This window comes from Bradyrhizobium sp. CCBAU 11386, assembly GCF_028128955.1.
In the GTDB taxonomy this organism is placed as follows: domain Bacteria; phylum Pseudomonadota; class Alphaproteobacteria; order Rhizobiales; family Xanthobacteraceae; genus Bradyrhizobium.
Window position 1 is genome coordinate 60,025 of record NZ_LBKA01000226.1, and the last position, 10,877, is coordinate 70,901.

A 10,877-nucleotide genomic window follows, 5' to 3' on the forward strand; every position below is an offset into this window, starting at 1 on the left:
CGATGATCATCAGCATTGTCGGCGGCGGCGCAACCGGAATCACCATCTTGCGACACCTTGCGGAGCTCGCCGCATCCGAGCGCTACAAGGGCGCGATCGGTGGGATCCAGCTCTTCGACAAGTCGGGCTTCGACGGCGGGGTCGCCTACCGCACCCAAAGCAACCGCCATTTGCTCAACATGAAGGCCGCAAAAATGTCGATCCGCCCGGGCGACGCGGAGGAGTTTCTGCGCTGGGCCTGGGCTCGCGGCCTCGACTGTGGCCGCAACGACCATCTGCCGCGGATGGTCTACCGGGATTACCTGGACAGCGTTCGCATGAAGGCGATCGAGCAATGCCGCGACGCCGGCGTGCCGGTTCATGTCGAGTATGCCGAAGTGATCCGCATGCGATTCTCGACGGATCACAATGTCCTGCTGACGACGGACGGCAACATCACGCATATCTCGTCCGTGCTGATCCTCTGCACCGGCCACAACGCACCGGAGGATCATTATGGTCTTGCCAGCCACCCGAACTACATTCGCGATCCCTATGCTCAGTTCAGCTTCACGGACCGCAGCGACACCGAGATCGGCATCCTCGGGAGCGGGCTGAGCGCCGTCGACAGCGCAACGGCGCTGGCCAAGACCCACCGCCAAGTCAGGATGACCTGCTTCTCCAGAAGCGGCCTGTTCCCCACGGTCCAGCCGGTCGCGATCCCTGCGATCACGGACGATTTCCGCGACGCCCTGCATCGCTATGTCGTCGGCCGCGAACGGGTCGGGGCGGACGCGTTTGCCCACCGGCTCTCGGACCTGCTGGTCGAGATCACCGGCCTCGACTGCGACCTGTCGTGCCGGGACGTCGCGAGCGACGCGCTGGCCGACCTCGAGCTCGACATCGCGCAGGCCGAGAGCAACGAGCCCAACGTCCATTGCTACCTCGCCAGCATCGCCAACGTGGTGTGCGACGCCTGGAGCCGGATGAACGACGTCGAAAAGGGCCGGTTCATGGAGGTCTACAATTCCGGCTGGCTGCGCAACCGCTCGGCCATGCCGCTGGAGAACGCGATTCGGATCCGTGACCTGATGCGGTCGGGGAAGCTGTCGACGCGCGCCCGCTTGCGCAATGTAACCGAGGTCGACGGCCGGTTTCGCGCACATCTCGGTGACGGCGATCATCGCGACGTCGACTGCATCATCGACGCGACGGGGCCGTCCTACCGGCTCGACAGCAGCCCGCTCTACCAGGACATGCAGCGGCAGGGCCTCGTTGCGCTCGATGCGCTCGGCGGCATTCGCTGCGGATATGACGACAGCCGCGTCCACGACCGGCACGGCAATCCCTATCCGAACGTCTATGCGGTCGGCGGTCCCACCAAGGGAGCGCACTTCTTCGCCGGCGCCGTCGACATCAACATGCACCGCGCCGAAGCCGTGATCGAATCCATCCTCAACCCGAGAGAATCGCAGATGAGCAGCCTCAACACGTCCGTCGACGAAACCGACCGTCTCGCCGATCTGGTCCGCCGCGACGATCCTTCGCTCGACACGATGGTGCTGGCGATGGACGGCAAGTACCAGACCAGGCCGGCGGCGCTGGACGAATTGATGTGGGAGGTCCGGGACTGCCTCGGCGAAACATTCCGGAACTGGGCTCCCGAAGACTTCCCGACGCTCTACTGCGCGTGGGGGCGCTGCCGCGTGGGCTCGACCGCGCTGACCAATCTCTTCGGCGTCGCCGGCATGCCCTCCTACTTCCAGCCGGTGAAGGTCATTCTGCGCCATCGGCTGCTTGGAAATGCGGGCCAGCCCTGGACCGTGCCGCAGGCGTCGGAGCAGCCGCACGTCTTCAGCAAGGAGATGGCCGGACCCTACGTGCTGGCCGAAAGCCTGTTCCTGCCGCTCCAGCCGCTGATCGAGGCCGGCTGGCCGGCCGAGAAGCTTCACATGATCATGCTCGACCGCGATTCCGCGAGCTCTCTCGCATCGTGGCTCGAGAAATGGTCGGACCGCGTTCCCGAGGATCGCCTGATCCAGAACTACGTGATCTCCTCGCTGAACGCGCTTCGCGTCGAGAGCTATGCAACGCGGCACGGCGTGCCGGTCACGCACTACGTCTACGAAGCCAGCAAGGATGCGACGGGATCGGTGCGAAAGCTGTTCGACCGGCTCGGCCTCGGCACACGCTTCACCGAAGGCGCGGTCACCGACTGGAGGGAACGCGGACAGATCGAATCGAAAGGCTCGGGCGTCACCTTCCTCAGCGAGCCCAAGATCTACACCGTGGTCGGCCTTCATGGCTCGGACACCGCCTACCGTTACCGCAGCCGCAAGACGGCGTCGCTGACCGATGTCCAGCTCGAGGTACTGGAGCGCTATCGCATTCACGACATGTACCGCGCCTCGGTCGACGCCTGCATCCGCGATCTCTCGCTGGATACCGATACCGCCGCGCGCCTGTTCGGCGATTGCCTGGGTACAGCCGCATGACCGGCCAGATCGCTCGTACGACGGCGACACGCGCCGCGCCCGACGAAGCGGCCCTGCGCCACAATGCCACCAGCCATCTCCAACGCCTCGAGGCGGAGAGCATCCATATCCTGCGGGAGACGGCGGCCGAGTTTCGCAAGCCGGTCATGCTCTATTCGATCGGCAAGGACTCCTCGGTGCTGCTGCATCTGGCGATGAAGGCATTTCGTCCCGGCAAGCCGCCGTTCCCGCTGCTGCATGTCGATACGACATGGAAGTTCCGCGAGATGATCGCATTTCGCGACCGCCGGGCGCGCGAGCTCGGCCTCGATCTGATCGTCCATACCAACAATGACGGCCTGAGCCAGGGCATCGACCCGTTCAGCCACGGCTCGGCCCGCTACACCGACGTCATGAAGACGCAGGCCTTGCGGCAGGCGCTGGACCTTCACGGCTTCGACGCCGCGATCGGAGGCGCACGGCGCGACGAGGAGAAGTCGCGCGCCAAGGAACGCATCTTCTCGCATCGAAGCGCGGCACATCGCTGGGATCCGAAGAACCAGCGGCCCGAATTGTGGAGCCTGTACAACACGCTGCTCGCGCCCGGCGAAAGCATGCGGGTGTTTCCGCTGTCGAACTGGACCGAGCTCGACATCTGGGACTACATCCTGGTCGAAAACATCCCGATCGTACCGCTCTATCTCGCTGCGCCGCGTGCGGTGGTGGAACGCGACGGCGCGTTGATCATGGTGGACGACGAGCGGATGCCGCTGCGCCCGGATGAAGAGCCCCGCGTGCGCTCCGTCAGATTCCGCACTCTCGGCTGCTATCCCCTCACCGGCGCCACGACGTCGAACGCGGCAACCCTGCCGGAGATCGTGCGGGAGATGACGGCTTCGCGCACCTCCGAACGGCAAGGACGCATGATCGACCGGGACAGTCCCGCGTCGATGGAGCGCAAGAAGGCGGAAGGCTATTTCTGATGTCCTATCACGAGGCACCCACGATCGCTCCCGCCGATGCGCCGTGGCTGGACCGGGAGGATCGGCCGACGCTGCGCTTCGTCACCTGCGGCAGCGTCGACGACGGCAAGAGCACGCTGGTCGGCCGGCTGCTCTACGATTCGAAGACGCTGCTCGACGACCAGCTCGACGCGCTCGCCTCCGAGAGCAAGACCGCCGGCACCACCGGCGGCGATCTCGATTTCGCGCTTCTGGTCGACGGCTTGCAGGCCGAGCGCGAGCAGGGCATCACGATCGACGTCGCCTACCGGTTCTTCGCCACGAAGCTGCGACGCTTCATCGTCGCCGACACGCCGGGGCATGCACAATACACCCGCAACATGGCGACCGGCGCCTCCAACGCCGACCTCGCCGTGGTGCTGGTCGACGCGCGCAAGGGCGTCATCACGCAGACCCGGCGTCACAGCCACATCCTGGCGCTGCTCGGCATCCGCCACGTCGTGCTCGCCGTGAACAAGATGGATCTGATCGGATTCGACGGGGACCGCTTCGCGACGATCACCGCCGAATATTTGACCATGGCCGGCCAGCTCGGGATCTCCCAGATCCAGTGCATCCCGGTCGTGGCGCCCGGCGGCGACAATATCGTCGCTGCGAGCACGCGCATGCCCTGGTACACGGGGCCGACGGTGACGGCCTATCTGGAATCCGTGGACGTGGCCGGCGACGTCTCGCAGCGGCCGTTCCGGCTGCCCGTGCAATGGGTCAACCGGCCGCATGCGGATTTCCGCGGCTTCTGCGGACGGATCGCGAGCGGAACGATCGCGACCGGAGAGACCGTCGCCGTGCAGCCATCGGGCCTTCGCACCCGCGTTGCGCGCATTCTCACGCCCGGCGGCGAGCGCGATCGGGCTGCGGCGGGCGAATCGGTAACGCTCACACTCACCGACGAGATCGATGTCAGCCGCGGCGCCGTGCTGACGGCCGGTCCCGCACCGCTGGTCTCGGATCAGTTGGCGGCCCATCTGGTCTGGTTCGATGACGAGGCCATGGTCGCGGGCCGGCGCTACGTGCTCAAATGCGGCACGGCCTCGACCGGCGCGGTGATCACGACGCTCAAGCATCGCATCGCCATCGACACCATGGCGCAGGAAAGCGCCACCACGCTCGACGTCAACCAGATCGGCTACGTCCACCTCAATCTCGACCGCCCGCTGGTCTTCGAGGCCTATCGCGACGACCGCGACATGGGCAGCTTCATTCTCGTCGATCCGATCAGCCATCGCACGGCCGCGGCGGGAATGATCGACCTTTCGCTGCGCCGCGCCACCAACATTCATTGGCAACACCTCGCAGTCGACAAGTCGATGCGGGCGCGGCTGAAGCAGCAGCGGCCCTGCGTGCTCTGGTTCACCGGCCTGAGCGGCGCCGGAAAATCGACGATCGCCGATCTCGTCGACCGGCGGCTTGCCGAACTCGGACGCCATGCCGCGCTGCTCGACGGCGACAATCTCCGCCACGGCATCAATCGCGACCTCGGCTTTTCCAGCGCAGAGAGGATGGAGAACGTCCGGCGCGTCGCGGAGATCGCGGCCCTGTTCGTCGACGCCGGCATGATCGCGCTGGTCGCGCTGATCTCACCGTTCCGCAGTGAGCGCGACATGGCGCGCCACCGGGTCGCGGCGGGCGAGTTCATCGAAATCCATGTCGCGACGCCGCTCGCCGAATGCGAGCGGCGCGATCCCAAGGGGCTCTATCGCAAGGCACGAGCGGGCGAGTTGCCGGCGTTCACCGGCATCGACCAGCCCTATGAGGCACCGCAATCGCCGGAGATCACCATCGACACGTCGGAACTGTCGACCGAGGCGGCCTGCGAGCGCATCATCCGCTACCTCCGGGAGCACCATTACCTCTAGCGGCCGGGACGAACCTTGCCCGCATCATCAGCCGATCCGGCTGACGGCTCAGAAGTCGGAAGCGATGCCCTTGCGCTCCCAATCGCCGTAGCGGGTCGGCTCGGGTCCCTTCGGCCCCTGCAACTCCTTCGGCGTCGCCTTGGCATCGTCCTTGGCTTGGACTGCCGCAGCCTGCCGGCGCGCCTCGGCCTCGGCCAGCGCGCGCTGGGCTGCCGGCGACAGCGGCTTGCGATCGAAAACGGGTGGCTGGTCACTCATCGCCAGGTCTTCTAGCGCAGGACGAGCCGCAATGCGACGTCCAATAACGCATTCCTGAAATCGAGCCCAAAGGGCTGAAAAAGCCGGAAGCGATTCTTACATTTGGCATATTCGCGTGCCAAAGATCGCTTTCTCAAGGCATGCGCCTATATCGGCGGAACTGCCGCTCGCTCAGAACCTTGCTTCCGCATGCCATCTCAACGTTTCGCCCCACCATCCGAAGTGCCTGGTCTTGCGGCACGGCGGATTGCCGCCGACATCGTCGACGGTGTGCTGCACAAGCACCGCACGCTTGACGACCAGCTCGACGGCAGCGGCGCCCATCCCGGACTGAAGACGCTGGCCGACCGCGACCGCGCGCTGATGCGCCGCCTGGTCGCGACCGTGCTGCGCCGGCTCGGCACGCTGGGCCACGTGCTGTCCCGCCTGCTCGACAAGGGCATTCCCTCCGACGCACCGCGCGCGCAGAGCGCGCTGCTGATCGGCGCCGCCCAGATCCTCTGGATGGACGTGCCCGATCATGCCGCCGTCGATCTCTCCGTCCGCCTCGTGCAATCCGACCGGCGTGCTGCGCGCTATGCCGGCCTCGTCAACGCCGTGCTGCGCCGCTGTGCGCGCGAGGGCCAGGCGCTGGTCGAGGAAGTCGCCACGCAATCGCTGGACCTGCCGCCATGGCTGCTGGCGCGCTGGAGCGCGCATTATGGCGAGGCCACCGCAAGAGACATGGCACTGGCGCTCGGCCATGAGCCGTCGCTCGATCTGACCGTGAAGTCGGACGCCGAACAATGGGCGAGCCGCCTGCATGGCGAGACGCTACCGACGGGAACGGTGCGGATGCTGCTGCACGGCTCGGTGACCATGCTGCCCGGCTTCGCCGAGGGACAATGGTGGGTACAGGATGCCGCCGCCGCGCTGCCGGCCCGGCTGTTCGGCGACATCAAGGGCAAGTCCATTGCCGATCTCTGCGCCGCCCCCGGCGGCAAGACCGCGCAACTGGCGCACGCGGGCGCGCATGTCACGGCGATCGACCGCTCGCCTGCCCGGGTGGCACGGCTGCGCGAGAATCTGGCGCGACTGTCGCTCCAGGCCGAGACCGTCGTCGCTGACGCCGCGGAATGGGCCGGCCCCGCCGAAGGTTTTGACGGTATCCTGATCGACGCGCCCTGCACCTCGACCGGCACGATCCGCCGTCATCCCGACGTGGCCTGGCTGCGACAGGAGTCCGACATCGCCGCCCTGACCGCGCTCCAGCAGCGGCTGCTGCGAAAATCGGTCTCGCTGCTCAAGCCGGGCGGGACGCTGGTCTACTGCACCTGTTCGCTGGAACCCGAAGAGGGCGAGCAGGCCATCGCCGCGCTGCTGGCCGCAGAGCCTGCGCTTCGCCGCGTCCCGATCGAGGCATCGGAGGTCTCAGGGCTCTCCGAGATCATCACCGCCGAGGGCGACCTGCGCACCCTCCCCAGCCATCTGCCGAACGCCGATCCCAAGCTCGGCGGGCTCGACGGATTCTTCGCAGCCCGGCTCGTTAAATCCTGATTTTGCACTGGTTTTTACAACCCCGACGTTGATTCCCGCCGTTCAAGGTGGTGTCAGACGGCCGATTTTGGGATTAATAAGGATTCGTCGGAATCCTCCTCTCCCCCTTCAAGGCAAGGCGTGTCGGTCGCTCAACGCAGACGTATCTCGACGCTGGTGATGAACCGCTTCGCGCGGAACATGCTCGCGCGCGCGAGCGGCGGTTCCGTTGCGCTGTCGCGGGTCTGGCCCGGCCGCACCGACCGCCTGATCATCGCGCCGCACGATCTGCGCACCGCGGACGCGACCCGCGCGGCCGAGATCTATGCCGGCCGTTTCGTCTTCGCCGGCAAGATCGTCAATTGCCACGGCCGCTCGATCTTCGATCTCGAGCCGCCGTCGGAGGATTGGGAGGTTGCGCTGCTCGGCTTCGGCTGGCTGCGCCATCTGCGCGCCGCCGACACCGCACTGACGCGCGCCAATGCGCGCGCGCTGGTCGAGGACTGGATCGCCAACCCCGCCAACAAGCGCCGCCCCGTCGCGCGGCGCGCCGACGTGCTGGCGCGGCGCGTGATCTCGCTGTTGTCGCAGGCGCCCTTGGTGCTCAACGACACCGACAACAAATTCTACCGCCGCTATCTGCGCGCGCTGGCCCGCGAGATCCGCTTCCTGCGCTACACCATGATCAACATCCCGGACGGGGTACCGAAGCTCCAGGTGCTGATCGCGCTGTGCTACACGACGCTCTGTCTCGCCAACCAGGCGCGCCACATCCGCAGTGCCTCGAAAAAGCTTTCGGACGAGTTGCAGCGGCAGATCCTGCCCGACGGCGGACACATCTCCCGCAACCCGGGCGCGTTGATCGAGCTCCTGATCGACCTGCTGCCGCTGCGGCAGACCTTCGCCGCACGCAACATCGCGCCGCCGCCGGCGCTGCTGAACGCGATCGACCGCATGATGCCGATGCTGCGCTTCTTCCGGCACGGCGACGGTAATTTCGCGCTGTTCAACGGCATGAGCGCGACGCCCTCGGACCTGCTCGCGACGCTGCTGGCCTATGACGACACCCACGGCGCGCCGATGTCGAACATGCCGCATACCGGCTTCCAGCGCCTCGATGCCGGCCAGACCACGCTGATCATCGACACCGGCCCGCCGCCGCCGGCCGGCGTCAGCCACGACGCCCATGCCGGCTGCCTGTCGTTCGAATTGTCCTCCGGCATCAGCCGCATCGTCACCAATTGCGGCATGCCAACCACGGGGCGCGACAATTGGCGGCCGTTCGCGCGCAGCACGGCGGCGCATTCGACGCTGACCTATCACGACACCTCCTCATGCCAGTTCGTGGAGATGTCGGCGATGAAGCGGCTGTTGCATGGTGCGCCTGTCACCAGCGGCCCCGTCGAGGTCGAGAGCTATCGCGAAATCGTGCAGAACGGCACGCTGCTCACGACCTCGCATGACGGCTATCTCGCCAAATTCGGCGCGATCCATCGCCGCGTCCTGATGATCGCCAATGGCGGGGCGCGCATCGACGGCGAGGACACGCTGTCGCCGCCGCAAGGCGGACGTTTCAAGGGCGCGGATGCCGATTTCGCGCTGCGCTTCCATCTGCATCCGGCGGTGAAGGCGAGCCGGCTGTCGGATGCCCGCGGCGTCATGCTGGTGCTGCCGAACCGCGACGTCTGGACCTTCGAGGCGCTCGACGACAAGGTCGATCTCGAGGACAGCGTGTTCCTGGCCGGCAATGACGGCCCCCGCCGCACTGCGCAGATCGTGATCCGGCAGGATGCCCGCCAGGCGCCCTCGATCCGCTGGAGTTTTGTCCGCTCCACCGCTTCGCCCGCGGTCACCAATGCCCGCCGCAACGCCCGTCGCGAGCCGGAACTTCCGCTGTAGATGCGCACGATTCGGCCCCATCTCATCGTTGTGAAAACGGCCGAAAGCTGCTATCGAGCGCTCGCTCGCGCGACTGGCGACCTTGGATGGAGCACCATCGGGAAGCGCGGGACATAGAAGCCGCGCGCCTGGGCATAGACACTCCTTAAGACAGAGGATCTTGCTCATGACTGACCATCCCCGCCGCGTCACCCGCGCCCTGCTTTCCGTGTCCGACAAGACCGGCCTGATCGAATTCGCCAAGGCGCTTGCCGCCCATGACGTCGAACTGGTTTCGACCGGCGGCACCGCAAAGGCGATCGCCGCGGCCGGCCTCAAGGTGAAGGACGTCTCCGAGCTGACCGGCTTTCCTGAAATGATGGACGGCCGCGTCAAGACGCTGCATCCGAAGGTGCATGGCGGCCTGCTCGCGATCCGCGACAACAAGGAACATGCGGACGCGATGAAGGCGCACGGCATCGCGCCGATCGATCTCCTCGTCGTCAATCTCTATCCGTTCGAGGCGACCGTGGACAAAGGCGCGGGCTTCGAGGATTGCATCGAGAACATCGACATCGGCGGCCCCGCGATGATCCGCGCCGCCGCCAAGAACCATGACGACGTCGCCGTGGTGGTCGAGGCCGAGGACTACAAGGCGGTGCTCGACGAGCTCGCCGCCAACAACGGTGCGACCACGCTGAAACTGCGCCGGCGGCTTGCCGCAAAGGCCTATGCGCGCACCGCGGCCTATGATGCTGCGATCTCGAACTGGTTCAACCGCCAGCTCGAGATCGATGCGCCCGATTTCCGCGCCTTCGGCGGCAGGCTGATCCAGTCGCTGCGCTATGGCGAGAATCCGCACCAGACCGCGGCGTTCTATGCGACCCCCGATAAGCGCCCGGGCGTCTCGACCGCGCGGCAGCTCCAGGGCAAGGAGCTCTCCTACAACAACATCAACGACACCGATGCGGCCTATGAATGCATCGGCGAGTTCGACGCCAAGCGCACCGCGGCCTGCGTCATCGTCAAGCACGCCAATCCCTGCGGCGTCGCTGAGGGCTCCGACCTCGTCAGCGCCTATCGCAAGGCGCTCGCCTGCGATTCCACCTCGGCGTTCGGCGGCATCATCGCGATGAACCGCGCGCTCGACGCCGACACCGCGCGCGAGATCACGAAGATCTTCACCGAGGTGATCATCGCGCCCGATGCCAGCGAGGAGGCGATCGCCATCATCGGCGCGCGCAAGAATTTGCGCCTGCTGCTCGCGGGCAGCCTGCCCGATCCGCGCGCGCCGGGCCTCACCGCCAAGACGGTCGCCGGCGGCCTCCTGGTGCAGAGCCGCGACAACGCCGTGGTCGACGACATGACGTTCAAGGTCGTGACCAAGCGTGCGCCGACCGAAGCCGAGATGCGCGACCTCAAGTTTGCGTTCCGCGTCGCCAAGCACGTCAAGTCCAACACCATCATCTACGCCAAGGATCTCGCCACCGTCGGCATCGGCGCGGGCCAGATGAGCCGGGTGGATTCAGCCCGCATCGCGGCGCGCAAGGCGCAGGACGCGGCGGCTGACCTGAAGCTCGCCGAGCCGCTCACCAAGGGCTCGGTGGTGGCCTCGGACGCGTTCTTCCCGTTCGCCGACGGCATGCTCGCCTGCATCGAAGCCGGCGCCACCGCCGTGGTGCAGCCCGGCGGCTCGATGCGCGACGACGAGGTGATCAAGGCCGCCGACGAGCACGGCATCGCCATGGTGTTCACGGGAACGCGGCACTTCAGGCACTGAGCGTTTAGCGTAGCCCGGATGGAGCCAACGTGTCGCGCGAATGCGCGCCCGACGACAGGCTCCGCGAAATCCGGGTTTCGTGGACATCTCCTCTCTACGAGTCGTCCCGGCGCAG

Annotated in this window: 7 protein-coding genes and 1 riboswitch; of the genes, 6 read left to right on the top strand and 1 reads right to left on the bottom strand. The window is 66.5% G+C overall.

What is annotated here, in order from left to right:
* Positions 1–2: 2 nt before the first annotated feature.
* The 3 genes from XI09_RS45795 to cysN are packed head-to-tail and all read left to right on the top strand — an operon-like array spanning position 3 to position 5,331.
* Positions 3–2,474 carry an FAD/NAD(P)-binding protein gene (locus XI09_RS45795; protein WP_333939129.1) on the top strand — a complete coding sequence of 824 codons (2,472 nt, stop codon included), beginning with the start codon at positions 3–5 and terminating at the stop codon, positions 2,472–2,474.
* Positions 2,471–3,436, top strand: a complete 966-nt coding sequence (gene cysD / locus XI09_RS20900) for a sulfate adenylyltransferase subunit CysD (protein WP_271568518.1) — start codon at positions 2,471–2,473, stop codon at positions 3,434–3,436. The genes XI09_RS45795 and cysD overlap by 4 nt, the downstream gene beginning before the upstream one ends.
* Positions 3,436–5,331: a sulfate adenylyltransferase subunit CysN gene (cysN, locus tag XI09_RS20905; protein WP_271568519.1), complete on the top strand. Its 1,896-nt coding sequence runs from the start codon at positions 3,436–3,438 to the stop codon at positions 5,329–5,331. The genes cysD and cysN overlap by 1 nt, the downstream gene beginning before the upstream one ends.
* A gap of 48 nt (positions 5,332–5,379) precedes the next feature.
* On the opposite strand, the gene XI09_RS20910 is transcribed toward cysN, so the two are convergent.
* Positions 5,380–5,589, bottom strand: a complete 210-nt coding sequence (locus tag XI09_RS20910; RefSeq protein WP_271568520.1) for a DUF1674 domain-containing protein — start codon at positions 5,587–5,589, stop codon at positions 5,380–5,382.
* Positions 5,590–5,778: 189 nt separating this feature from the next.
* Here XI09_RS20910 and XI09_RS20915 point away from each other — a divergent pair, with 189 nt between their 5' ends.
* The 3 genes from XI09_RS20915 (at position 5,779) to purH (ending at position 10,762) form a co-directional block, all read left to right on the top strand.
* On the top strand, positions 5,779–7,125 hold the full coding sequence (locus XI09_RS20915) for an RsmB/NOP family class I SAM-dependent RNA methyltransferase (RefSeq protein WP_271568521.1): 1,347 nt from the start codon (positions 5,779–5,781) through the stop codon (positions 7,123–7,125).
* A 159-nt stretch (positions 7,126–7,284) separates the two neighbouring features.
* Entirely contained in the window at positions 7,285–9,003 is a 1,719-nt protein-coding gene (locus XI09_RS20920) for a heparinase II/III family protein (RefSeq protein WP_271568524.1), read from the top strand.
* A 59-nt stretch (positions 9,004–9,062) separates the two neighbouring features.
* Positions 9,063–9,144: riboswitch (ZMP/ZTP riboswitch) on the top strand.
* A gap of 25 nt (positions 9,145–9,169) precedes the next feature.
* A complete protein-coding gene (gene purH, locus XI09_RS20925) occupies positions 9,170–10,762 on the top strand; it encodes a bifunctional phosphoribosylaminoimidazolecarboxamide formyltransferase/IMP cyclohydrolase (RefSeq protein ID WP_271568522.1) in 1,593 nt (530 codons plus the stop codon).
* Positions 10,763–10,877 lie beyond the last annotated feature (115 nt).

What these genes read in the sequence shown, in the direction of transcription:
- XI09_RS20910 (WP_271568520.1), bottom strand. Translation starts at nt 5,589, where the DNA reads ATGAGTGACCAGCCACCCGTTTTCGATCGCAAGCCGCTGTCGCCGGCA.
- XI09_RS20915 (WP_271568521.1), top strand. Translation starts at nt 5,779, where the DNA reads ATGCCATCTCAACGTTTCGCCCCACCATCCGAAGTGCCTGGTCTTGCG.
- XI09_RS20920 (WP_271568524.1), top strand. Translation starts at nt 7,285, where the DNA reads ATGAACCGCTTCGCGCGGAACATGCTCGCGCGCGCGAGCGGCGGTTCC.
- XI09_RS45795 (WP_333939129.1), top strand. Translation starts at nt 3, where the DNA reads ATGATCATCAGCATTGTCGGCGGCGGCGCAACCGGAATCACCATCTTG.
- purH (WP_271568522.1), top strand. Translation starts at nt 9,170, where the DNA reads ATGACTGACCATCCCCGCCGCGTCACCCGCGCCCTGCTTTCCGTGTCC.
- cysD (WP_271568518.1), top strand. Translation starts at nt 2,471, where the DNA reads ATGACCGGCCAGATCGCTCGTACGACGGCGACACGCGCCGCGCCCGAC.
- cysN (WP_271568519.1), top strand. Translation starts at nt 3,436, where the DNA reads ATGTCCTATCACGAGGCACCCACGATCGCTCCCGCCGATGCGCCGTGG.